Source organism: Burkholderia sp. LMU1-1-1.1 (genome assembly GCF_040675865.1).
Classification (GTDB): Bacteria; Pseudomonadota; Gammaproteobacteria; order Burkholderiales; family Burkholderiaceae_D; genus Rugamonas.
This window is the reverse complement of sequence record NZ_JBEGHG010000009.1, coordinates 138,753-161,083: the sequence shown is the minus strand read 5'-3', so window position 1 is coordinate 161,083 and position 22,331 is coordinate 138,753. Positions and strand designations below refer to the sequence as shown.

Genomic DNA, 22,331 nt, shown 5'->3' with positions numbered 1-22,331 from the left:
ACAGTCATGAGAAAAATAACGATGGCCGCGTCGCTCGCGGTGCTGATGGCGGCAATCGCGTTCCGCGCACAGGCGGAGGAGTTCGTCGTTGGCGCGCAGCTGCCGCTGACCGGGACCCTGGCGCGGGTGGGCGCCGGCATGCAGGAAGGCGTGATGGTCGCCGCCGATGTCTTCAACAAGAACAACGGCAAACACAAGATCAAGATCGTCACCATCGACGACGAGTCGGCGCCGGCAAAGGCGGTGGCGGCGGTCGAGAAACTGGCCAGCGAGGGCGCGATCGCCATCACCGGCGGCTACGGTTCCAACAACATCTCCCCCGCCTCCGACGCGGCCAACAAACTGGGACTGCCCTACATCACCTCCGGTGGCGTCGACGACAACCTGGTCAACAGCGGCCGCAAGAATTTTTTCCGCATCAATAACACCGCCGGCTACGAAAAAGCCGTCCTCGGCACCCTGGCCGAGATGGGCGCCAAGAGCGTGTCCATCGTCTTCTCGACCAAGGAAGCCACCTCGGACCTGGCCAACTCGGTGCAAAAGGCGCTGGCCGCCAAGGGCGTGAAGGCTACCGCGCACTCGTTCGACCCCGCCATCACCGACTTCAAGCCGATCATCAACAAGATCCGGCTACAGGACAAGTCCGAAGTGATTTTGATGGTCGGCTACGAGAACGACTATGTCGGCATTCTGCGCGCGGCGCGCGTGCTCAAGCCGCCCGTCAAGGCGCTGATCGGCGTGTGGTCGCTGGCGACGCCGAAGATGGCGGCCGAATTCCCCGACCTGATGCCCAATGTGTACGGCACCGCGCTGCTGCCCTTCCCCGCCACATTCGACACGGCCGACGGCAAGGCTTTCGCTGGCGCCTACAAGGCGCTGTACAAGAAGGAGCCGGACTACCTGGGCCAGTTCGGCTACGTGCAATCGATGCTGCTGTTCGAGGCCATCGCCCGCGCCGCCGACAAGGGCACGGTTAAAAAAGGCGGCGTCGCCGAGGAGCTGCGCAGGACCGACCGCGAAACGCTGATCGGCCGCGTGCAGTTCGGCGCCAACGGCGACAACCTGAACTTCGTCCACCGCATGGCCCAACATCAGGGCAAGAACATCGTCATCGTCTGGCCGGCGTCCAACGCCACTGGCAAGATGATCTATCCGGGCAAACCGTGGTAAGCGCGGGCCGCTGCACATGACCGACCTGATACTGCAGGCGCTGTATTCCGGCCTGCTCCAGGGCGGCTCCTACGCGCTGATCGCGCTGGGACTGGCGCTGGTGTTCGGCACCATGCGGGTGATCAATCTCGCCCACGGGGAGCTGGTGCTGCTGGCGGCCTACATCGCCTACACGGTGGAATCCGGGCTGGGACTCAATCCCGCATGGGCGATTCCGATCGCCGTGATCGTCGTCAGCCTGACGTCGGCCGGCGTGTACGGCGTCGTCAGCCGCATCCGCAAGGACCGCGAGATCAACTCGCTGATACTCACCTTCGGCATCGGCGTGATCATGACGAACCTGATCCTGCTGATCTGGAAGGCCGATGTGCGCTCGACCAGTTCCAACTGGCTGCAGGAGGCCTTCGTCGTCGGCCCGCTGTACAGCATGCGCGGCGAGGCGGTGTTCTTCATTGTCAGCCTGGTGCTGATGGCCGGCCTGTGGTGGTGGCTGTCGCGCAGCTGGTACGGCCGCGCGCTGCGCGCCGTCTCCAGCAACCGCGAGGCGGCCAAGTTGATGGGCATTCCGCCGGCGCGCACGGAACTGGCGTCCTTCATCGTCGCCGGCATACTGGCGGGATTCGCCGGCGTCGCGCTGTACAGCTACGGCGTGATCCAGCCGGCGTACGGCAGCGCGCTGACCGTCAAAGCCTTCATCATCACCGTGCTGGCGGGTGTGGGTTCGATTCCCGGAGTCCTGCTCGGCGCCGTGCTGCTTGGCGTGGCCGAGGCGCTGACCGTCACCCTGGCCAGTTCCGCCCTGCAGGAGCTGGCCGGCATGATGCTGTTCCTGCTGGTGCTGTTCGCGATGCCGAATGGCCTGATGGGCGCCAGCCGGAGGCGCGGATGAGCGGGCCGCTCGCACTGGCGGCGGTGCGCGGCTGGCCGCTGCGCATCGCGCTGCTGGCGGTCGGCTACGGCGCCGTGCCGCTGCTGCTCGGCGCCAACCAGTACATTATGAGCCTGATCGTCGCGGCGCTGGTGATCGGCTGCGTGGCGCTGTCGTGGGCCTTGCTGGGTAATCTGGGCGGCATGGTCAGCTTCGGCCACAGCGCGTTCTTCGGCGTCGGCGCCTACGTTTCGGCCATCGTCACGGTCAAGGCGGGGCTGCCGGTGGCGGCCGGGATGGCGCTGGGCGGCGCCGGCGCGGTGGCCGCCTCGCTGGCGATGCTGCCCGTGCTGCGCCTGCGCGGTCCCTACTTCGCGCTGGCGATCCTGGCGTACGCCCACATCTTCCGCATCGTCGCCACCGAATGGACTTCGGTGACGGGCGGCTCCGGCGGCATCGGCAATATCCCGCTGCTGCCGGCGCCGCCACCGAACTCGTTCGGCATTGCCATGGGCGGCAAGACCGTCGCCTATCTGGTCATCCTCACCATCGTGCTACTGTTCGCGCTGGCCTACCGCGCCATCCGCACCAGCCACTACGGCCTCGCCCTGCGCGCCATGCACGGCAGCGAGGACGCCACCCGCGTGGTCGGCGTCAACAGCACGCTGCTCAAAGGGTTGATGCTGATGGTCTCGGCCTTCATGGCCGGCGTGGCGGGCGCGTTCAATGCCCACTACCTGAATTTTCTCGAGCCGGATTACGCCTTCAACGGCGTCTGGGTGACGCTGCCCATCGTCGCCGCCATCTTCGGCGGCTACCGCACCATTACCGGACCGGTGATCGGCGCGCTGGTGGTGTATTTGCTCGATCAACTGGTATTCAAGGCGCTGATCCCCACCGGACATCAACTGGTGCTGGGCGGCCTGCTCGTCGCGATGATCATCTTCAGTCCCACCGGTCTGCTGCCGTTGCTGCCGTCGCCGCGCAAGCCCGCATCCAAGCCAGGAAGGAACGACCATGCTTGAACTGAACAACCTCTCGGTGCGCTTCGGCGGCCTGACGGCGGTCAACAACGTCACGCTCAACGTCGGCGCGGGCGACGTGGTCGGACTGGTGGGGCCCAACGGCGCCGGCAAGACCACGCTGTTCAACGCCATATCGGGGCTGGTGCGCACGACGGGCGGCAGCATCCGTTTCGACCGGCACGACGTGCTGCGCACGCCGATGTACCGGCGCGCGCGGCTGGGTATCGGCCGCACCTTCCAGGTGCCGCAGCCGATGCATGAACTGACGGTGCGCGAGAACCTGATCGTCGCCCAGCGTTTCGGCGCCGACAAGATCGACACGCGGCAGATCGACGAGATCCTGGAGTTCACCAGCCTGACCGACAAGGCCGCACGCGATGCCTCCACGGAGTTGTCGCTGACCGAGTTGAAGGCGCTGGAAGTGGCGAAGGCGCTGGCGACGTCGCCCAAGCTGCTGCTGCTCGACGAAGTGCTGGCAGGACTGGAAACCACCGGCAAGCGCCGCTTCATGGAAATGCTCAGGGAGATGCATGCGCGTTTTGGCGTGGGCATCATCATGATCGAGCACGATATCGAGACCATCAACGCCTTGTGCGCGCGCGTGGTGGTGCTCAACTTCGGGCAGGTGATCGCCGATGGCACGCCGGGTGCCGTCTTCCGCGATCCCGAGGTGATGCGCAGTTACACGGGCGCCGCCGTGGGAGCGGGCGATGCTTGAACTGGAACGGGTGCGCGCCGGTTATGGCGCCATCAACGTGCTGTGGGACGTGTCGATGCGCGCGCGGGCCGGCGAACTGACGGCCATCATCGGACCCAACGGCGCCGGCAAGACTACGCTGCTGCGCACGGTCATGGGACTGCTGCCTGTGAACGGCGGCGAGATCCGCCTCGACGGCGAAAGGTTGAACGGAACGCCGACTTGGCATATGGCCGACCATGGCGTGGCGCTGATCACCGAGGACCGTTTGATCTTCCGCGATATGAGCGTGGAGGAGAATTTGATCATGGGGGCTTTTCATCCTTCGCATCGGGCGCATGTCAAGCCGCGACTGGAGAAGTCGTACTTGATGTTTCCGCGTCTGCGCGAGCGGCGCGCGCAGTTGGCTGGTTCGCTGTCGGGCGGCGAGGCGCAGATGCTGGCGATGGCGCGGGCGTTGATGTCCGAACCGCGCTTGTTGATTGTCGACGAGCCGTCGCTGGGATTGGCGCCGGTGATTGTCAATGAGGTGTTCGAGACGCTGGAGCGGCTCAAAGCCGGCGGGCGAACCATTATTCTGGTGGAGCAGAACACGGAGCTGGCGATCGGGATCGCCGATCATGTGTATCTGATGCAGAGTGGGAAGGTCGTGCTGTCGCAGCGCGCGGCCGAGGTCAGCCTTGATCGGGTGAACGAGCTGTATTTCGCGCGGTGAAATAAGCTCCGCTCCGGAGACACGTAGGGCGGATTAGGCGGAACGCCGTAATCGGCCATGTATGAGCCGCCGCCCACGGATGCATGGCCGATTACGCTTCGCTAATCCGCCCTACGTGTTTCCGGTGTTTTTTGTGGGTCCCGGGCCAATTTTCATTGGGCGACGGCCCTTATCCGTGCTGAAAAATCCTCTGCTTGGTCGGCGGCGCGGGCGCGTTCCGTTATATGCGCGTTCCGGCGCAGCGTCTCGAAATCCTGCCCGCCCGCCAAGGCGCCGATATCGAACAAATACCGGTCCAGATACCCCGACGCCAGCAAGCGCCAATCGAACGGCAATCCTGGATCGATGCGCCGCGCCATCTCGAATATGATCGTGGTGCAGTTGGCCGTCAGCGTATTGTAGAAACGTGGCTCGCGCTTGAGCTTCGCGCCTTCGTCCAAATACGCCAGGAACAACGAGCGCATCGCCTCGGGCGGCATCTTCAACCGGTACAAATACATGTCCTCGCCGCGAACGTTGGTCCGCACCCGCAGGATGTCGCGCTCGTCGGCGGCGATCAGCACCGTCTCGAACCCCTTGAAAAACCCGGCGATCGCGTCGAAGCTCTCGCCGCGCTGCTTGCGGATCTCGATGGAAAACGTCAGATAGCGCCCGTCGGCAAAGCCGAACGATACCAGCGTGTGCGCGATCGCCGGCCCCATCCAGTACGACATGGCCACATCGACCGAGCGCAGTCGATCCAGATCGTAGCTGCGCGCCTCCCAGCGCTGCGTGTAATCGGTATCGCTACGCCAGTCGAAATTGCGCACCTGGTCCAGGGTGACCACGCTGCCTGCCACCTGCCCGGTGACCATGCGCGACACGTCGTCGGCCCACACGCGGTTGTGCGTTGGCTGCAAGGTGCTCCACCATGCCATCAGCGCGATCATTCCGGCCAGCCAGGGCAGCGCCACGCGCGCGTCGCGCTTGCGCCACCACAGCACCAGTGTGACGATGGCGCCAACACCCCACGCCACCACGGCCGGCAAGCGTAGCGCCGGTAGCTGAAACCAGAGCGCCATGCCGCCCCAGATCGACAATATCGACAGCACGACCGATGCCATCACGCGAAACGCGACAAGAAGACTATTTTTATTCATGCCCAATTATATGGGCTGCCACTCAATCCTCGTGTTCGTCTTTGCCGCTGCCGCACCCGATCTGGACGCATATCAGTTTTACTGCAATACTCAATACCATGCCGATTATTCCGATAAGCTCCAACATGGCGGTTCCGTAAATGAAGAAGAGACGCTTCACTTTAACGGCGCCGCCCCATTCGAGCCAATATCAAATACGGCGGCCATCTATCTCGAAACGGCATACACGGTGATATCGCTTAAACAGTTCAAATACTTCGTTGAAATCGTCGAGGCAGGAAGTTACTCGCGCGCGGCCGAAAAGCTGTACGTGGCCCAGTCGGCGCTGAGCCGCCAGATCAAGGAATTGGAAGACGAGCTGCAAACGCAGTTGCTGACGCGCGACTCGCGCCATATCGAACTGACGCCGGCCGGCCAGCTGTTCTTCGAGCGCGGCAAGCGCATCCTCGACGACATCGACGACACGGTGGTGCAGGCGCGCCAGGTCGGACTCGGCGCGCGCGGCGTGATCCGGCTGCAGCATTCGAGCTCGGTGATCCTGACGCCCGCCATGACCGGCGCCATCGGCCGGCTGCTCGACCAATTTCCGGGCGTGACGCTGGAAGTGTCGATGGCGCCCTCGGAAAACCAGACGCTCGATATCGAGGAAGGCCGCGCAGACATCGGCCTGATCCGCCTGCCGACACTGCGCAAGTATCCGCACATCCACGTGCGCGAGGTGTCGACCGAGCGGCTGATGGTAGCCGTGTCGCACAACTCGCCGCTGGCCGCGCTCGACAACGTCGAACTGGCCAGCCTGAGCAAGGAGCAGTTCATCTCGATCCCGCACAAGGACAGGGGCGGCCTCAGCTACCTGGTCGCCAACCTGTGCCTGGAACAGGGTTTCTTTCCGATACCTGCCCGGGCGCTGTCGCGCAAATCGTCGCAACTGAGCCTGATCGCGGCCGGCCTGGGCATCGCTATCGTTCCCGAGTGCATGCGGTTGATGGCGCCGGTGGGCGTGTGCTTCGTCCCACTGGCAAACGGCAAGCTACTGTCGTCCGTCGGCCTGGTCTGCCTGCGCGAGGCCGATCCCCTGGTGGCCGGGTTCGCCGACGCCTTCCTCGCTTTCGTGAAGTCCGACAGTTGTAAGGATTTGTGAAGCGGGCGACCGCCGACGCCGGTGTATGGCACACTGGCATCATGTCAACAGTGAATGAGGGACAGCATGAGTGCCGGGCCGGACGATAAGGACATCATAGACGTACCGCCAGAAGACGTGCACGTGCAGGAAACGCCGCATCGCCGCGCGAGCGACCACGAGCGCCGCTCGACGCGTCCCGAAGTGGGCACGCCCCGCTACCTCGATCCGGGCGACAACGTCTTCAGCCTGTGGGGCCGGGTCATCATGGCGCGCTACCGCCGGGTTGCCGCCTCCGTCACGCGCCACATCATTCAGCGGCCGCTGCACATCGGGGTCTCGGCGCGGATTTTCCACCCGGAAGCCGGCGCCAAGGGCCTGCGCAGCAAGAACCTGCAATATCTGGAGGAATCGATCGCGCAATGGGTCATGTCGCGCGACGTGCTGGTGTTCATGATCCCGACCGTCAACACCGACGGGCTGCTGCACCCTTCCAACATCCGCCTGCGCGACTACGCGCGCCACCTTGACGGCCTGGTGCTGCAGGGCGGCGCCGACGTCTCGCCGCAGAGCTATTCGGAAACGCCGACCCGGCCCGAATGGGGCGGCGACCGCGCGCGCGACATGTACGAACTGGAACTGCTGCACGAATTCGTCGAGGCCGGCAAGCCGGTGCTGGGGATTTGCCGTGGGTGTCAGCTGATCAATGTGGCGTTCGGCGGTACCTTGTACCAGGATATTGCGTCGGACGTGCCGGATTCGCTGGCGCACGTGAATGACGAGTACGACCGCAACCGGCATGAGATCAGTTTCCCGGCGGGGTCGTCGTTGAGCAAGCTGTTCAAGGGGCATCAGACGGGCTTGGTCAATTCGATCCACCATCAGGCGGTCAAGACCTTGGGCCGCGACATGGTGGTCGAGGCGCTGTCGGTGCCCGATAACATGGTGGAGGCGATCCGGTATCGCAAGGCGCCGTTTGTGATGGGCTTGCAGTGGCACCCGGAGTTCCACAGCGCCGGCGGCGTCGAGCTGCTCGACTGCACGGCGATTCTGGATAATTTCCTGCGCGTGGCGCGGGAGACGCGGTTTTAGCATCGAAATTGCCGTCCGCGTGACCACCGAGACACGTAGGGCGGATTAGGCGGAACGCCGTAATCGGCCATGCATGCGCTGTCGGCGGCGCAACCATGGCCGGTTACGCTTCGCTAATCCGCCCTACGTGTTTACCGTGAACGACACTGTCAACGGCCACGGAATCGATGGATCGCGGCGTCGACCATGCCCTCTGCGCTACCACTACGATCGAACTGCTGCCGCAAATAATGCGCGTCGCTGCCCTCATGCGTGACCTGCATCAGATGCTGCAGGCCGGCGGTGGCGCCAAGCTTGGCGCCATACGGCTCCATCTTGCGCAAGGTGGTCAGGATATCCTCGCGCAGCGACAGGCTCTCGTAACTCTTTGGATGCACCAACGTGCCATCCAGCCCGAAACGGCAAGCCTGGAAGCGGTTGTAGTTATACACCAGATAGTCATCCTCGGCCGGCGCCTCTTCCCGGCGCTCCAGCAGATAGCTGCATAGCGATTGCAGGTACACGGCCAGCGCCGCCGCCCGCTCCACCGTCAGCGGTGTGTCGCACACCCGCAGCTCGATGGTGCCGAATTCCGGCTTCGGACGAATATCCCAATAAAAGTCCTTCATGCTCTTGATCACGCCAGTGTGTTCCATCTTGGCGAAGTACTCGTTCTCGAAGGTGGCCCAGTTCTGCACGAACGGCGCGCGTCCGCTCATCGGAAACGCGAACACCGAATTCAAACGCGCGGAATTGAACAAGGTGTCGTTCCCCTGCACGTACGGCGACGATGACGACAGCGCGATAAAGTGCGGCACGTAGCGGCTGAGCGAATGCAGCAGGAACAGCGCGTCGTCGCCATTGGCGCAGCCGATGTGCACGTGCTGGCCGAAAATCGTGAACTGCTTGGCCAGATAGCCGTACAGCTCCGACACCTCCTTGAAGCGCGGCTTGGAGAAGATCTTCCGGTCCGACCATTTCTGGAACGGGTGCGTGCCGCCGCCGCAGATGCCGATGTTGAGCTGCTCGCCGGCCGTGACCAGCGTGTCGCGGATCAGCTGCAACTGCGCCACCAGTTCGGTGTGATTGGTGTGCACGTCGCTGTTAATCTCGATCATGCTCTCGGTGATTTCCGGCGTGACGTTGCCGGGGAAAGGCTTGCGTCCCAACAGGTGCAGCAGGTCCGGGCTGGACGCCGTCAAGTCGTAATCCGAAAGGCTGATCAGCTGGAGCTCGAGCTCCACGCCCATCGTCAGCGGTTGCGATGTGTTGAATGGTTCTAATGGCATTTACTTTTCCTCCTTGACCTGGGTTTCGTTGGCCCAGATCAGCGCACGTTGCGTGACGATCGGTCCGACCACCTCCAGCAGCAGCGTCATCGCCGCCAGCGCCGCAAGTTCGTCGACCAGCACGATCCCCATGTATTTGGTTTGTTCGAGCAGCAGCGTGACGAACACCGACATCGGCGCCAGCGCGACACCGGTCAGCACGCCCTTGCGCCATGAGATGCCGCCCACCTTGGCGAAAACCGCCACGCTGGTCGTCTTGACCAGGAAGCGCGCCAGCAGCAGCAAGATGCCGAGGCCCGCGCCGTCGACCACGCGCTCCCACTCAAGGGTGGAGACCGCGAACACGAACAGCAGCACCGTCAGCAGCTCGCCGATGCCGCCGAAGTTGCGCTCGGTGCGGCTGAACGCGACGCGGCTGTGGCGCGCGGCCAGGCCGAAGGTCAATGTGGCGAGCACCGGCGACACTTCAAACGCGCCGGCGGCGGCCACCAGCAGCACGACGCCGAGCGCGAAGGCGACGGTGCCGTCCTGCGCCAGCGCGCCCAGACGGCGCAGCAAGGCGGGCACCATAAAGCCCATCAACGCGCCCATGACCGCCGACACCACCAGTTCGATCAGGCTGTGCGAGATCGCCTGCGGCAAGCTGCCGGAGGTCTGGAACACCCAGAAGCCCACCACCACCTTGAACACGAACACCGCCAGCACGCAGTTGATCGCCACCAGGTGCAGCACGCGCTCGGTGACCTGGCCTGAGCTGTTTTGCTCATTGATCACGCGCAGCACGCCGGCCGGCGATGTCGACATGGCCAAGGACGCGAGCAGCAACGACGTCAGCGACGGCATGCCGGTGAGATGTGCAATCAGATAAACGACGCCGAAAGTGGCGGCCGATTCGGCCAGGCCGCTGACGGCGATCCATGGATTGATCCTGAGCCAGCGCAAATTGATGCGGTAGCCAAATTCAAACAATATAAGTCCGAAGGCCAGGTTGGCCAGCGTGGTGACGGTGCTCGATGCGCCGCTGCTCAGCGCGGCCGGGAATATCTGCGCCAGTAAGAAACCGACGATGCCGTAGACGCTGATGCGCGGCAGACGTGTCCAGCGATGCAGGAATTCTCCCGATAACCAAGCCAGCGCGATCGCGAGTGGCCAGCCTAGTTCGGCCATGATGACCTGAATATCCGGCATGTACTTCTCCTCTGTAAACCATACTTCGATTATTATGGCCGATAAACCGCACCACGACTGTTCGCTAGGGAACATAGGAAAACCACATGCTTGAACTAATCAGTGAACACGCCTGCTTCGGCGGCACCCAGCGTTTCTACCGCCACGACTCGCGCGAGATCGGCCTGCCGATGCGCTTTTCGGTCTTCATTCCGGAGCGCGCGGACGGCGCGAATGCCGATCAAACCCGCATGCCGGCACTGTTCTACCTCGCGGGCCTGACCTGCAACGAAGAGACTTTCATGATCAAGGCCGGCGCCCAGCGCGCGGCGGCGCAGGCGGGGCTGATCCTCATCGCGCCCGACACCAGCCCGCGCGGCGCCGGTGTCGCCGGTGAAACGGACAGCTGGGATTTCGGCGTCGGCGCCGGCTTCTATCTGGACGCCACACAGGAACCGTGGTCGCGGCACTACCGGATGTACAGCTATATCCACGAGTTGCGCGAACTGGTGGTGAAAGAGCTGCCGGTCGATGGCGCGCGTCTGGGCATCTTCGGCCACTCAATGGGTGGCCACGGCGCGCTGACGATGGCGCTGAAACGGCCGGACGTATTCCGCTCGGTGTCGGCGTTCGCGCCGATCGCGGCGCCGTCGAAATGCCCATGGGGCCAAAAAGCGTTCAATGGCTACCTCGGCGACGACACCGCCGCGTGGGCGCGGTACGACGCCAGTTTATTGATGGCCGGTCTGAAAACGCCCTTCCCCGCCGGTATCCTGATCGACCAGGGACTGGGCGATAAATTCCTGGCCGAGCAGCTGTATCCGGAGGCGTTCGAGGAAGCCTGCCGCGCCGCCGCGCAGCCGCTGGAACTGAGGCGGCACGCGCGTTACGACCACGGCTACTATTTCATCTCGACGTTCATGGAAGACCACATCCGCTTCCACGCGCGCAACCTCGTTAAAGCTTGATTTCGGTTCCGAGCACGCGCAGGAACTGGCCGAGCCACGCGGGGTGCGCCGGCCACGCGGGCGCGGTGACGAAATTGCCGTCGGTGACCGCCTGGTCGACCGGGATGTCGGCGTACTCGCCGCCTGCGAGTTTGACTTCCGGCGAACAGGCCGGATAGCATGAGATCTTTTTGCCGCGAATGACCTCCGCCGCCGCCAGCAATTGGGCGCCGTGGCACACCGCCGCTATCGGCTTGGACGCGGCCGCGAACTCCTGCACGATGGCGATCACGCGCGGATTGAGGCGCAGGTACTCGGGCGCGCGGCCGCCGGCGATCATCAGCGCGTCGTATTTCGCCACGTCGACGTCGTCGAAGCTGGCGTTGAGGGCGAACAGGTGGCCCGGCTTTTCGGTATAGGTCTGGTCGCCTTCGAAATCGTGAATCGCGGTCTTGATGGTGTCGCCGGACTGCTTGCCGGGGCAGACCGCGTGCACCGTGTGTCCAACCATCTGCAATGCCTGGAACGGCACCATGGTCTCGTAGTCTTCCGCAAAATCGCCAGTCAGAAACAGAATTTTCTTAGCTGCCACGGTATGTCCTTTCGAGAACGGGTTAAATGGAAAAAGGGCCGCGACGTTGCCGTCGCGGCCCTTCGATACTACCCTGATTTGTTCGCGGACGCTTAGGCTGCGGCGCCGGCGGCCTTGGCGATGACGGTGCGGATGGTGCCGGCCAGATCCTCGGCCGAGAACTTGGCCACGTACGCGTCGGCGCCCACGCCCTTGACGTGATCCTCGTTGGTCTTGCCCGACAACGAGGAGTGGATCACCACCGGAATCTTGGAGAAGCGCGCGTCCTGCTTGATCAGGCGCGTGAGCGTGAAGCCGTCCATTTCCGGCATCTCCAGATCGGTCAGCACCATGGCCACGCGGTCGGTGATGGCCACGCCTTCGGCCTTGGCGCCGTCGGCGATGTGCTGCAGGCGCTCCCACGCCTCCTTGCCCGACTTGGTCATGATGAAGTGGACGCCCATCGCGTCCAGACCCTTTTCGATCAGGTTGCGCGCGACCACCGAGTCGTCGGCCGCCAGGATCACGGCGCCCGGTTTCAACAGCACTTTCGGGCCGATGGTTTCCGGATCGATGTCCTTGCCTTCCGGCGGCACCAATTCGCGCAAAATGGTTTCGACGTCGAGCACCTGCGCCAGGCGGGTGTTCTGCACGTCGCCGTCGACGCGCGCGATACTGGTCACTTTGCCGCCGGCCGTGCCTTCGGCGGTCAGCACCTGGCTCCAGTCCAGACGCACGATTTCATCGACCGATTCGACCGCGAACGCCTGCGTGGTGCGCGCGAATTCGGTGACCAACATGATATTCAGACCGGTTTTTGGGGTCACACCGACGATGCCCGGCAAATCGAGCACCGTAATGATTTGACCGCGCAGATTGACGACGCCCAGCATGTGTGGCGGGGACCCGGCCACAGCGGTTACTTCCGGCATCGCGACGATCTCGCGGATTTTGAAGACATTAATACCAAACAACTCGGAGTGTTGGCCGTTGGCGTCGCCGCCTAAACGGAACAGCAGCAGTTCGAACTTGTTGGAATTTGTTAAATTACTGCGCTCATCCACTTCCTGCTGAACTGATTTCATAAATTGGTCTCCACTGGGTCCGCTGATAGGAAAAGGCCCACGGCGGGCTTGGCTTACATTGCGTTTCCAGTATAGCGGGAGCAACACCCTCGCGTCACATTTTGGACGTCAGGATATTGATTTAAAGCACGATATACAACGGTTGTGGGTCGGGGAGTGGCGAAACATTGCCAATAAAAAAAGAAACCCTAGGGTTTCTTTTTGAAAGCGAATGAGCTCGCCAAATGACTATTTCTTTGCTGGTGAGCCGGGCCGCAGTCGGCGGTCACACTGGAATTCTGGAGCGGGAGAAGAGTCTCGAACTCTCGACCTCAACCTTGGCAAGGTTGCGCTCTACCAACTGAGCTACTCCCGCTTGGAGAGGCCAGATTATGACAGAAAGATTCCCGCTTGACCAGTGCTCGCGGCCAACTTTTTCCGGGACGGGCGATAGTGTAAGCTTGATAGCGATTTGCAATGGAAAAGGATGGGAATGGATTCAATCGAAGTTGTGTTGGCGATGTTGTTGGCGGTGGTGGCGAGCGCCTATATCAAGCGGCTGCTGCCGCCAGCGATACCGCTGCCGCTGGTGCAGATCGCGTTGGGCGCGCTGATCGCCGCCAAGTCGTCGCACGGCGTGGACCTGGAACCGGAGCTGTTCTTCCTCGCCTTCCTGCCGCCGCTGCTGTTCCTCGACGGCTGGCGCATTCCCAAGAGCGGCCTGCTGCGCGACAAGGGCACCATCCTGGAGCTGGCCCTGGGCCTGGTGATCTTCACCGTCGTCGGCGCCGGCTTCCTGATCCACTGGCTGATTCCGGCCATGCCGCTGCCGGTCGCCTTCGCGCTGGCGGCCATCATCTCGCCGACCGATCCGATCGCCGTCAGCTCGATCGCCTCCAACGCGCCCATCCCCAAACGCCTGATGCACATCCTGGAGGGCGAATCGCTGCTCAACGACGCCAGTGGCCTGGTGTGCTTCCGCTTCGCCGTCGCCGCCGCGATGACCGGTAGCTTCTCGATCGGCACGGCCGCCATCACCTTCGTCTGGCTGGTGGTGGCCGGCATCGGCGCCGGCGTCGGCGTCACCCTAGTCGTGACATGGGCGCAGCGCTGGCTGTCGCGCCGCTTTGGCGAACCGGTGGGCTCGCCGATCCTGGTCAATCTGCTGCTGCCGTTCGGCGCGTATCTGGTGGCCGAGCGGCTGCACGGCTCGGGCATCCTGGCCGCCGTCGCCGCCGGCGTGACGATGAGCTACGTGGAATTGAGCGGCCACGCGCTGGCCAACACCCGCATCCAGCGCTCCGCCGTGTGGGACACGGTGCAGTTCGCGCTCAACGGCGTGATGTTCGTGCTGCTCGGCGAGCAGCTGCCGGACATCTTCCGCGGCGCCAGCCTGTCGATCATGGAAAGCGGGCGCTTGAATCCCTGGTGGCTGCTGGTCTACGCCTTCGCCATCACCGCCGGCCTGCTGGCACTGCGCATGGCGTGGGTGTGGGCGTCGCTGCGGCTGACCATCTTCAAGCAGAAGATCCGCCACCAGGAGCGACAGAAGATCAATCCGCGCCTGCTGCTGGCGACCACGCTGGCCGGCGCGCGCGGCACCATCACCCTGGCTGGCGTACTGACCCTGCCGTTGGCGTTGCCGAACGGCGCCCCGTTTCCGGCGCGCGCGCTGGTCATTTTCCTGGCCTGCTCGGTGATCCTGATTTCGCTGCTCACCGCCAGCATCGCCCTGCCCCGGCTATTGGCCGGCATGACCTTCCCGGCCGAGCCGGAAGAACAGCAGGAGGAAGACCTGGCGCGCCGCGAAGCGGCCAATGCGGCCATCAAGGCCATCGAGAAAACGCAGGTCTCGCTGATGGAAGCGGAAAGCTGCGTCGACCCGGAGGTCTATCCCCAGGCGGCGGCGCGCGTGATCGCGTTCTATGAGCATAAGCTCAATGAGGTCGACCGTGATGACGATTCGGCGTGGCGCAAGACCGACCACGCCGAGAACGAGCTGCGGCTGGCGGCGCTGGCGGCCGAACGGCGCGCCGTGTTCGAGCTCGCGCGCACCGACCGCATCTCCGACGCGATTTCGCGCAAGCTGGTACGCGAGATCGACTTGATGGAAACGCGCTACCGCTAAGAGCCGCCATGCGACCGACACGCACCCAAACCATCATCGCGGTCGCCTGGATACTATTCTGGCTGCTGATGACCACCACGGCGGTGCAGGAATACCTGCGCGATAATGATCACGGCGTGTGGAAGCCGATACTGTGGGAGACCTCGTCGGCCTTCACCGGCACGGTGCTGCTCATCCTGCAGCGTTACTTCACGCGCAGGTACGACCACCTGATCTCGTCGCCGCTGCGCTGGTTCTCCCGCCAGCTCGTGTGGCTGCCGGTCTACTGGCTGGCCTTCGTGCCGATCGCCTTCGGCATCCGGCACGTGGTCTACCGCCTGGCGGGGGACACGTACAAACACCACGCGTGGCCGCAGGTATATTTGTATGAGGACGTGAAGATGACGGTATTCTTCTTCATCTTCGCCACCATCACATTCGGCGTGCTGTCGTATCACGCCATGCTGAACGAAAAGCTGCGGGTCGAGCGTATCAACGCCTCGCTGCGGGAGGCGCAGCTGCTTCGCCTGACGCAGCAGCTGCAACCGCACTTCCTGTTCAACGCCCTCAACACCATCTCGTCGCTGATGCACAACGACGTCGCGCGTGCCGACGCGATGCTGATCCAATTGGCCGACGTTCTGCGCGCCACGCTCGACGTGGGCGAGCAGCACCAGGTGCCGCTGGAACTGGAGCTGCGACTGCTGCGCGGCTATGCCTCGCTGATGACCGAGCGCTTTTCGGACCGCGTGCACATCGCCTGGCACGTCGACGACTCGCTGCTGGCCTGCCCGGTCCCGGTCATGAGCATGCAGCCGCTATTGGAGAACATCTTCAAGCATACCGTCGAACGGCGGCGCCAAAGCACCGCGATCAGCATCTCCGTCACCCGCGAGCGGGATGTCATCGTGGTGGGGCTGGAAGATGACGCCGGGGTGCTGCCCGGGGCCGACGTGAAGAGCGAGCACGCATCCGGCATAGGCGTACGCAATCTGCGCGAGCGCCTGGCCGGCTTGTACGGCGAGCGCGCATCCTTCAACCTGATACAGCTCGCGCCGGCCGGCGTGCGGGCGGAAATGCGATTGCCATGCCGATTGCCATGCGAATACTGATCGTCGACGACGAACGCCCCGCGCGCGACAAACTGCGCCGCATGCTGGAACTGGAGCCAGACATCGGCGCCATCGAGGAGGCGCGCGACGGCGTCGAGGCGCTGGAACGGCTGCCCGCCTTCGCCCCGGACGTGCTGCTGCTCGATATCCAGATGCCGGAGATCAGCGGGCTTGATGTCGCCGCCTCGCTGCCATCGCCGGCGCCGCTGGTGGTCTTCGTCACCGCCTACGACGAATACGCGATCCGCGCCTTCGACGCAAACGCCATCGACTACCTGCTCAAACCCTATGACCAACAGCGGCTGCAACGGGCGTTGCGGCGGGTGCGAGAGCGGCTGGACGCCACGGCGCCGGCGGCGCCGACACCTCCCGCCTCATTGGAGCCGCTGCCGGCCATCACCCAGCTGCTGGTGCCCGAGCGCGGCGGCACGCGCATCGTCAAGATCGAACAGATACAGTGGATAGAGACGGCCGATAATTACGTTGTCCTGCACACGGCCGACGGCGATCCGCTGATGCGCCAAACGCTCGCCGGACTGGTTGAAAAGCTGGGCTACCGCTTCCTGCGCTGCCACCGCCGCGCGGCGGTGCAACTGGATTGGATACGCAGCGTCCAGCCGCTGGACAAAGGCGACTGCGAACTGATACTGCGCAGCGGCGCCCGCGTCCCCTGCTCTCGCCAATACCGCACCGAATTGATGGAGCGCCTGCAAGCGGGCGGCATCGTCTAGGCCGACCCAGTCGTGCGCCCGACCGCGCCCCATCCTGCTAGCCTTGAACGGCCACCATCAACGATCAGGAGCTCAGTCATGCATAGTCTTCAAAAGATCACCCCATGTCTCTGGTTCGACGACCGGGCGGAAGAAGCGGCCGAGTACTACGTCAGCATCTTCCGCAACGCCAAACTCTGCGAAATCTCGCGCTACCCCGAGGCCGGCAAGGAACACCACGGCCACGAAGCTGGCACCGTCATGACCGTTGCCGTTGAACTCGACGGCCAGCGTTTCACCCTGATGAACGGCGGCCCGCAGTTCCAGTTTTCTCCTGCGGTATCGTTCCAGATCAATTGCGAAAGCCAGGACGAAATCGACTACTTCTGGGAACGCCTGTCCGAAGGCGGCGCGCCCGAAGCCCAGGCCTGCGGCTGGCTGGCGGATAAATTCGGGCTGTCCTGGCAGGTCGTGCCGACCATACTGCCGTCGATGATCATCGACCCGGACCCGGAAAAATGCAACCGCGTCATGACCGCTCTGCTGCAAATGAAAAAACTCGATATCGCCGGCCTGAAGAAAGCCTACGCCGGCCCCTAGCCCGTAAAACCGGTTCGCCCCGGCGGCATCCCGCTTCGCCCCATCGCGCTGGACGGGCGCGGGGCGCCATACCTAAACTGGCTCCATCGCACCCTTACGACGAGAGCCAGCAATGCACAACCCCGACAACAACCGCCTGTACTTCCTCGACTGGATACGCATTTTCGCGTTTTTCCTGTTAATCCTGTACCACACCGGCATGTACTACGTAACGTGGGACTGGCATGTCAAAAGCCCCGACGCCAGCCACGCCATCGAACCGCTGATGATACTGTCCTCGCCCTGGCGGCTCGGATTGCTGTTCATGATCTCCGGCGTCGCTAGCGCCTTCATGTTGAAAAAAATCCGCGTCGGCGCGCTGCTCAGGCAACGCAGTTGGCGCCTGCTGGTGCCGCTGGTGTTCGGCATGCTGGTCATCGTGCCGCCGCAGTCCTACCTTGAAGTGGTCGAAAAAGTGGCCTACAAGGGCGGCTACGGCGAATTCATGCATTTGTACATCACCAGTTACAAGGGATTTTGCCGTGGCGACGACTGCCTCGACATGCCGACCTGGAACCACCTGTGGTTTGTCGCGTACCTGTGGGTGTATACGATGCTGATCGGGGGCATCGCCTGGCTGGCCGGTCCGCGCCTGCAATCCTGGTCCAACGCGCTGGGCCGGCTGTTGACGGGCTGGAAGATCATCGTGTTGCCGGTGATCGGGCTGGCGATCGCGCGCTTTACCTTGGCCGATAGCTTCCCGACCACGCACGGACTGTTCGACGACTGGTACAACCATGCGCATTCCTTCTACCTGTTTTTGCTGGGCGCCATGTTGGCGATGCAGAGCGGATTCTGGGCGAATGTGGAAAAGCTGCGTTGGGTCAATCTGGGGTTGTGGCTGGCAAGTTGGGCGGCGATCGTTTGCTACTACTCGATCCCCGAGGCGCAGGCGGCGTCGCCGGCCGTTGCCCAGTGGAAGCCGCTGATGCGCATGGTTTATTGCCTGTGCCAGTGGGTGCCGATACTGACCGTTTGCGGGTTCGGCCATCGCCATCTGGCGTTCGACAGCGCCAAGCGGCGGTATCTGACCGAGGCGGTGTTCCCGGTCTATATTCTGCACCAGACGTTGATCGTTACCATGGCGCATAGCTTCAAGCCGCTCAAACTGGCGCCGGTGACCGAGGGCTTGATACTGGTCGTGCTGACGTTTTGCATCAGCTTCGGGGTGTTCGAGGTGGTGCGGCGGATTGGAGTCCTGCGGCCGTTGTTCGGGTTGGGTCGGCGGCCGGCCAAGGTTCAGGATCGCTACCAGGCGGAAGCGGCCACGGTGTGATAAAAGCCACTAAACCACGTGGGGCCGATTACGGCGTTCCGCCTAATCTGCCCTACGTGCTTCCTGAGTTTTACTTCACGAACGTCAGCGTGTGCTTCGCCGGCCCAGGCAACAGCGGCGATTCGCGTCCGCCGATCCAATCCTCGCGGCCGCCGAGGAAATTCGGCGACAGGGGATGGCCGCTCTGGCCGGCCGGCATATTAAATATACCTTCCTGCTCGCGCCCCGGCGTCACCGTCATGCGCTCGGACTGCCCGAACGTCGGTCCGGCCACGCGCGGCATGTGCTGGTCGCCCGACAGCATGTCCGGCGCCACCTTCAGGAAGCGGCCCACCACCGGCAACGCCGACGCCATCGGATGGGCGCTGGCGGCGGTGTTGCGCTGCCCCCAGGTCGCCGCCGACAGCGGCTTGCCATCCTTGGTCAGATCAGCGATCACCCGGTCCAGCGCCGCCAATTGCAAGGCCTGCCAGTCGGCGAACTGCGGCGGCAGCCATCCGGGCGGCTGCGCGTCCAGCAGGCGTGCCAGCACCACCGGCCAGCGCGCGCTGATGGCGGCCATATTCGCCTTCGGATCGATCGCGGCCATCTGCTGGTCGGCGTTTTCGAACAGGATGTCGTACAGCGCATACATATAGGCGCGCGTGATGCGGTAGCCCACCGAGTCGACGCTGGCCCGGCCGCTCCAACTGGTTTTCAGCAGCTCCAGCGCCTCGGCGCGGCGCGGATGGTCGGCGACGGCCTTGCCGTCGAGCGCCAGGATGGCCCGCTTGCGCCACGGCGTCAGGAACACCGCGCGGTCGTCCAGCGCGATGGCGTAGACCTTCTTCACGTCGGTCTTCGGCCCCAGCGCCGTCAGATCCTCGCGCACCTGGTGCGTGCGTGCGCCAAGATCGTAGCCGCCGTCGCCGATCAGCTCCGCGCCGGCGCCCGCCAGTTGACGGCTGTTGGCGGTGGCCAGCTGGCCGCTGGCGGGATTGACCACCTTCGGATATTCGGCCGGCGTCAGCCAGCCATCCCACACGCCGGCCTTGTCGTCGGCGCTCAATGGATAGGTGATCTCCACGCCGGCAGGCGCGCGGCGCGGCAGCGGGCCGGCGACGGTCCAGCCGATATTGCCCTTGTCGTCGCCGCCGACGAAATTCTGCGCCGGGATGCCCAGCGTCGGCGCGATCGCCAGCGCCTGGTCCAGCGTATCGGCCCCTTCGAGTTTCTGGACGTTGACGTTGACGGCGGCCAGCGTGTGCGCGGTCCAGTGCACCGCGTAGCTGCGGCCCATCGCCTCGCGGATCGGGCCGAGCGAGGTTTCGCGCACCGCCAGCATCTCGGCCGGCGCGCCCTTGACCAGTATCGTCTCCTCGTGGACCGACGGCGTCTCCCAGCCGGTCTGCGTGCGCACCTGCCCCGGCTTGGCCGGATCGGCTTCGAGCGCGATCAGGTCCAGGTAATCGCCGTAACTGTTGGTGTAGCCCCAGGCGACGTGGCCGTTACTGCCGGCCACCACCACCGGCGCGCCGGGCAAGGTGACGCCGACCACGCGTCGCTGGCCACCTTTCCCGTCCGGGAACTGCAAGGCGGCGCGATACCAGGTGGTGGGCAGCTGTATGCCCAGATGCATATCGTCGGACACGATGGCGCCGCCGCTGTCGCTGCGGCTCCCGGCCACCGCCCAGTTGTTGCTGCCGACGGTGTTGAGCATCTCGGCGGGCAAAGGCGCGAACGCCATTTTCGACAACGGCGCCGTGCCGGCCGTTCCGGGTTTGCCCCACCACGCCGGCGCCGCCGCCGGAATCGGAGGCGGCTCGCCCGGCACCTTGTCGGCATCGAGCGGCGCGTCCCACTGCGTCGATTCCGGTGCCAGGAAGGCGCGCTGCTCCTCGGACGAATGCTCGGCGAGCCAGCCGCGCGACAGTTCGCGCGGCAGTATGTTTCCTTGCAAATCGAAATACATCGCCCAGATCACCAGCAGCGAATCGCTGGGCGACCAGGCGCGCGGCGGCATGCCCACCAGCGCATACTCGAACGGCTTGGTACTCAACGCGCCCAGACCCGCGTTGACGCCGGCGGCGTAGCGCTCCAGCAGCGCGCGGTCCGGCGCGGACAGGGACTTGAAGGCCAGATCGGCACGGGCGCGGAAGCGGTGGAACCGGCGCGCTTTGTCCGTCGGCAGCGCGCGCGCGCCAAACAGTTCGGACAACTCGCCGGCCGAGGACCGGCGCAGCAAATCCATCTGGAAGTAGCGCTCCTGCGCGTGCACGAAACCGGTGGCGTAGGCGACATCGAGCCGGCTGCCGCCGCTGATCACCGGTACGCCACGCTCGTCGCGCGCGACGCTGGCGGTGGTCTCCAGCCCCGCCGCCTGCCGCGTGCCGTCCAATTGAGACAGGCTGCCGCGCAAATACAACCATGCCCCCAGCAGCGCCAATACCAACAAGGCCACCGCCACCAACAAGATCCGCCTGGACCACACCGTCAGCCTGCTCTTTTGCATACGATTCCCGGAAATCAGATCAATCCGGCAATAGTGCCAGATAATCCACCGCGCAGGCAATCGGGTGTCTCGAACTTACAGCGTCAATTCCCAGGTTTCGTTGACCATGTCGTGGCCGAAGGCGTGCACCGGTTCCCGCGCCACCAGCACATAGCCTTTGGCCACGTAGATCTGGCGCGCCTCCTTCTGCTGGTCGGTGGTCCACAAACGCATCGTTCGGTAGCCGGCGGCCCTGGCGAAGCGATGGCATTCGTCGACCAGCCGGGAACCGAGGCCGGCGCCGCGCGCCGCATCCTCTACCAACAACAACCGAAGCTTGGCCACACCCTCCTCGCCGCCGCGCGCCACCGCCACCGAGCCGACCCGCTCACCGCCCATCTCGGCGATCCAGCAATGCTCCAGCGCGGGATCGAAATGACGTTCGAAATCGGAGCAGATCCCGCCGACCAGCGTCTCGAAGCTGGCGTCCCAGCCTTGCGCGGCCGCGTACACCGCCCCGTGGCGGCGCGTGATCCACGCCATATCGCCGGGACGGTGCGGACGCAGGACGAAGGGCTGGGCGTATTTCATACCGCTGCCGGTGTCGAGCAGCTCGCGGATGGTGCGCATCGCCTCGAGCATGCGCAACTGATCCGGCTCCTCGAGGCGCGACAGCAGATCGCCGACCTCCTCGCGCGAACGGCGCTCCAGCGGTTCGTACAAGGCGCGTCCCTGTTCGGTGAGATGCAGAAGCTTGGCGCGGCCGTCGGTGGGCGACGGCACCTTGGCCACCAGCCCCTGGCTTTCGAACTTGGCGAGGATGCGGCTCAGATAACCGCGATCCAGTCCCAGATCGCGTCCCAGCGTGGATGCCGGCTGGTCGCCGTGGTTGGCCAGTTCGTACAGCACGCGCATCTCCGTGAGGGTGTACTCGCTGTGCAGCAGGCCCTCGCGCAGCACGCCGATCTGGCGCGTGAAGAAGCGGTTGAACGCCCGGACGTCGGCGACGCGGTCGTCAAACGGGGTGTCTTGCATGGTCTTTCCCTCTATGTCGATGGGCTTAGTATGCGCAATATGATTGACGGAGTCAACAATATGCAAAGAGAGTCCGCGCACAGAGGCGTCGCCAGCGGCGGCCTACCATGGAGTTTTAGTTAACTTGAAAAAGAAAGGG

20 protein-coding genes and 1 tRNA gene are annotated in these 22,331 nt (G+C 64.0%); 13 read left to right on the top strand and 8 right to left on the bottom strand.

The genetic code is table 11. The features are described 5' to 3' along the window. Positions 1-6: 6 nt before the first annotated feature. The 5 genes from MRBLMU1_RS10325 to MRBLMU1_RS10305 are packed head-to-tail and all read left to right on the top strand — an operon-like array spanning position 7 to position 4,475. The gene (locus tag MRBLMU1_RS10325) at positions 7-1,170 is read left to right on the top strand and encodes an ABC transporter substrate-binding protein (protein WP_363500543.1); all 1,164 of its coding nucleotides are present in this window, start codon (positions 7-9) and stop codon (positions 1,168-1,170) included. Positions 1,171-1,186: 16 nt separating this feature from the next. Further along, complete coding sequence (locus MRBLMU1_RS10320) at positions 1,187-2,059, top strand: branched-chain amino acid ABC transporter permease (protein ID WP_363500540.1); 873 nt, start codon at positions 1,187-1,189, stop codon at positions 2,057-2,059. Then, a complete protein-coding gene (locus tag MRBLMU1_RS10315; RefSeq protein ID WP_363500537.1) occupies positions 2,056-3,063 on the top strand; it encodes a branched-chain amino acid ABC transporter permease in 1,008 nt (335 codons plus the stop codon). Before MRBLMU1_RS10320 ends, MRBLMU1_RS10315 begins: the two co-directional genes overlap by 4 nt. Continuing rightward, positions 3,056-3,781 carry an ABC transporter ATP-binding protein gene (locus tag MRBLMU1_RS10310; RefSeq protein ID WP_363500534.1) on the top strand — a complete coding sequence of 242 codons (726 nt, stop codon included), beginning with the start codon at positions 3,056-3,058 and terminating at the stop codon, positions 3,779-3,781. The genes MRBLMU1_RS10315 and MRBLMU1_RS10310 overlap by 8 nt, the downstream gene beginning before the upstream one ends. Continuing rightward, positions 3,774-4,475 carry an ABC transporter ATP-binding protein gene (locus tag MRBLMU1_RS10305; RefSeq protein WP_363500531.1) on the top strand — a complete coding sequence of 234 codons (702 nt, stop codon included), beginning with the start codon at positions 3,774-3,776 and terminating at the stop codon, positions 4,473-4,475. The genes MRBLMU1_RS10310 and MRBLMU1_RS10305 overlap by 8 nt, the downstream gene beginning before the upstream one ends. 152 nt (positions 4,476-4,627) lie before the next feature. On the opposite strand, the gene MRBLMU1_RS10300 is transcribed toward MRBLMU1_RS10305, so the two are convergent. Continuing rightward, on the bottom strand, positions 4,628-5,578 hold the full coding sequence (locus MRBLMU1_RS10300; RefSeq protein WP_363500644.1) for a DUF4105 domain-containing protein: 951 nt from the start codon (positions 5,576-5,578) through the stop codon (positions 4,628-4,630). A 265-nt stretch (positions 5,579-5,843) separates the two neighbouring features. Between MRBLMU1_RS10300 and MRBLMU1_RS10295 the strand changes: the two genes are divergently transcribed. Both MRBLMU1_RS10295 and MRBLMU1_RS10290 read left to right on the top strand, forming a co-directional pair. Further along, positions 5,844-6,755 (top strand): LysR family transcriptional regulator, encoded by a 912-nt coding sequence (locus tag MRBLMU1_RS10295; RefSeq protein ID WP_363500528.1) that lies wholly within the window; start codon positions 5,844-5,846, stop codon positions 6,753-6,755. A 66-nt stretch (positions 6,756-6,821) separates the two neighbouring features. After that, on the top strand, positions 6,822-7,826 hold the full coding sequence (locus MRBLMU1_RS10290; RefSeq protein ID WP_363500525.1) for a gamma-glutamyl-gamma-aminobutyrate hydrolase family protein: 1,005 nt from the start codon (positions 6,822-6,824) through the stop codon (positions 7,824-7,826). 149 nt (positions 7,827-7,975) lie between these two features. On the opposite strand, the gene MRBLMU1_RS10285 is transcribed toward MRBLMU1_RS10290, so the two are convergent. Next, the gene (locus MRBLMU1_RS10285; protein WP_363500522.1) at positions 7,976-9,094 is read right to left on the bottom strand and encodes a YbdK family carboxylate-amine ligase; all 1,119 of its coding nucleotides are present in this window, start codon (positions 9,092-9,094) and stop codon (positions 7,976-7,978) included. Next, a complete protein-coding gene (locus MRBLMU1_RS10280; protein WP_363500519.1) occupies positions 9,095-10,282 on the bottom strand; it encodes a cation:proton antiporter in 1,188 nt (395 codons plus the stop codon). It abuts the gene before it with no gap. Between the two features lie 86 nt (positions 10,283-10,368). Between MRBLMU1_RS10280 and fghA the strand changes: the two genes are divergently transcribed. Further along, positions 10,369-11,229, top strand: a complete 861-nt coding sequence (fghA, locus tag MRBLMU1_RS10275) for an S-formylglutathione hydrolase (protein ID WP_363500516.1) — start codon at positions 10,369-10,371, stop codon at positions 11,227-11,229. On the opposite strand, the gene MRBLMU1_RS10270 is transcribed toward fghA, so the two are convergent. From MRBLMU1_RS10270 to MRBLMU1_RS10260, 3 genes are all read right to left on the bottom strand, one after another. Beyond that, entirely contained in the window at positions 11,219-11,800 is a 582-nt protein-coding gene (locus MRBLMU1_RS10270) for a DJ-1/PfpI family protein (protein WP_363500513.1), read from the bottom strand. The two genes, fghA and MRBLMU1_RS10270, sit on opposite strands and share 11 nt — an antisense overlap. A 92-nt stretch (positions 11,801-11,892) precedes the next feature. Continuing rightward, positions 11,893-12,864 (bottom strand): chemotaxis protein, encoded by a 972-nt coding sequence (locus MRBLMU1_RS10265; protein ID WP_363500510.1) that lies wholly within the window; start codon positions 12,862-12,864, stop codon positions 11,893-11,895. A 279-nt stretch (positions 12,865-13,143) separates the two neighbouring features. Next, a tRNA-Gly gene (locus MRBLMU1_RS10260) sits at positions 13,144-13,219 on the bottom strand. 117 nt (positions 13,220-13,336) lie between these two features. Between MRBLMU1_RS10260 and MRBLMU1_RS10255 the strand changes: the two genes are divergently transcribed. The 5 genes from MRBLMU1_RS10255 (at position 13,337) to MRBLMU1_RS10235 (ending at position 18,687) form a co-directional block, all read left to right on the top strand. Next, entirely contained in the window at positions 13,337-14,971 is a 1,635-nt protein-coding gene (locus MRBLMU1_RS10255) for a Na+/H+ antiporter (RefSeq protein ID WP_363500507.1), read from the top strand. Between the two features lie 8 nt (positions 14,972-14,979). Then, positions 14,980-16,062, top strand: coding sequence for a sensor histidine kinase (locus MRBLMU1_RS10250; RefSeq protein WP_363500504.1), 1,083 nt, complete (start codon positions 14,980-14,982; stop codon positions 16,060-16,062). Beyond that, positions 16,050-16,793 carry a LytR/AlgR family response regulator transcription factor gene (locus MRBLMU1_RS10245; protein ID WP_363500501.1) on the top strand — a complete coding sequence of 248 codons (744 nt, stop codon included), beginning with the start codon at positions 16,050-16,052 and terminating at the stop codon, positions 16,791-16,793. Before MRBLMU1_RS10250 ends, MRBLMU1_RS10245 begins: the two co-directional genes overlap by 13 nt. Before the next feature lie 78 nt (positions 16,794-16,871). Beyond that, on the top strand, positions 16,872-17,372 hold the full coding sequence (locus MRBLMU1_RS10240) for a VOC family protein (protein ID WP_363500498.1): 501 nt from the start codon (positions 16,872-16,874) through the stop codon (positions 17,370-17,372). A 112-nt stretch (positions 17,373-17,484) separates the two neighbouring features. Beyond that, complete coding sequence (locus MRBLMU1_RS10235; RefSeq protein ID WP_363500495.1) at positions 17,485-18,687, top strand: acyltransferase family protein; 1,203 nt, start codon at positions 17,485-17,487, stop codon at positions 18,685-18,687. A gap of 70 nt (positions 18,688-18,757) precedes the next feature. Here the strand turns inward: MRBLMU1_RS10235 and MRBLMU1_RS10230 are convergent, their stop codons facing one another. Both MRBLMU1_RS10230 and MRBLMU1_RS10225 read right to left on the bottom strand, forming a co-directional pair. Continuing rightward, positions 18,758-21,178, bottom strand: coding sequence for a penicillin acylase family protein (locus MRBLMU1_RS10230; protein WP_363500492.1), 2,421 nt, complete (start codon positions 21,176-21,178; stop codon positions 18,758-18,760). Positions 21,179-21,253: 75 nt separating this feature from the next. Beyond that, complete coding sequence (locus tag MRBLMU1_RS10225) at positions 21,254-22,192, bottom strand: bifunctional helix-turn-helix transcriptional regulator/GNAT family N-acetyltransferase (protein ID WP_363500489.1); 939 nt, start codon at positions 22,190-22,192, stop codon at positions 21,254-21,256. Positions 22,193-22,331: the final 139 nt, after the last annotated feature.

Bases quoted from the DNA above. Each gene is read 5' to 3' on its own strand.
- MRBLMU1_RS10325 (WP_363500543.1), top strand. From the start codon at position 7: ATGAGAAAAATAACGATGGCCGCGTCGCTCGCGGTGCTGATGGCGGCA.
- MRBLMU1_RS10320 (WP_363500540.1), top strand. From the start codon at position 1,187: ATGACCGACCTGATACTGCAGGCGCTGTATTCCGGCCTGCTCCAGGGC.
- MRBLMU1_RS10315 (WP_363500537.1), top strand. From the start codon at position 2,056: ATGAGCGGGCCGCTCGCACTGGCGGCGGTGCGCGGCTGGCCGCTGCGC.
- MRBLMU1_RS10310 (WP_363500534.1), top strand. From the start codon at position 3,056: ATGCTTGAACTGAACAACCTCTCGGTGCGCTTCGGCGGCCTGACGGCG.
- MRBLMU1_RS10305 (WP_363500531.1), top strand. From the start codon at position 3,774: ATGCTTGAACTGGAACGGGTGCGCGCCGGTTATGGCGCCATCAACGTG.
- MRBLMU1_RS10300 (WP_363500644.1), bottom strand. From the start codon at position 5,578: ATGGCATCGGTCGTGCTGTCGATATTGTCGATCTGGGGCGGCATGGCG.
- MRBLMU1_RS10290 (WP_363500525.1), top strand. From the start codon at position 6,822: ATGAGTGCCGGGCCGGACGATAAGGACATCATAGACGTACCGCCAGAA.
- MRBLMU1_RS10285 (WP_363500522.1), bottom strand. From the start codon at position 9,094: ATGCCATTAGAACCATTCAACACATCGCAACCGCTGACGATGGGCGTG.
- MRBLMU1_RS10280 (WP_363500519.1), bottom strand. From the start codon at position 10,282: ATGCCGGATATTCAGGTCATCATGGCCGAACTAGGCTGGCCACTCGCG.
- fghA (WP_363500516.1), top strand. From the start codon at position 10,369: ATGCTTGAACTAATCAGTGAACACGCCTGCTTCGGCGGCACCCAGCGT.
- MRBLMU1_RS10265 (WP_363500510.1), bottom strand. From the start codon at position 12,864: ATGAAATCAGTTCAGCAGGAAGTGGATGAGCGCAGTAATTTAACAAAT.
- MRBLMU1_RS10255 (WP_363500507.1), top strand. From the start codon at position 13,337: ATGGATTCAATCGAAGTTGTGTTGGCGATGTTGTTGGCGGTGGTGGCG.
- MRBLMU1_RS10250 (WP_363500504.1), top strand. From the start codon at position 14,980: ATGCGACCGACACGCACCCAAACCATCATCGCGGTCGCCTGGATACTA.
- MRBLMU1_RS10245 (WP_363500501.1), top strand. From the start codon at position 16,050: ATGCGAATACTGATCGTCGACGACGAACGCCCCGCGCGCGACAAACTG.
- MRBLMU1_RS10240 (WP_363500498.1), top strand. From the start codon at position 16,872: ATGCATAGTCTTCAAAAGATCACCCCATGTCTCTGGTTCGACGACCGG.
- MRBLMU1_RS10235 (WP_363500495.1), top strand. From the start codon at position 17,485: ATGCACAACCCCGACAACAACCGCCTGTACTTCCTCGACTGGATACGC.
- MRBLMU1_RS10230 (WP_363500492.1), bottom strand. From the start codon at position 21,178: ATGCAAAAGAGCAGGCTGACGGTGTGGTCCAGGCGGATCTTGTTGGTG.
- MRBLMU1_RS10225 (WP_363500489.1), bottom strand. From the start codon at position 22,192: ATGCAAGACACCCCGTTTGACGACCGCGTCGCCGACGTCCGGGCGTTC.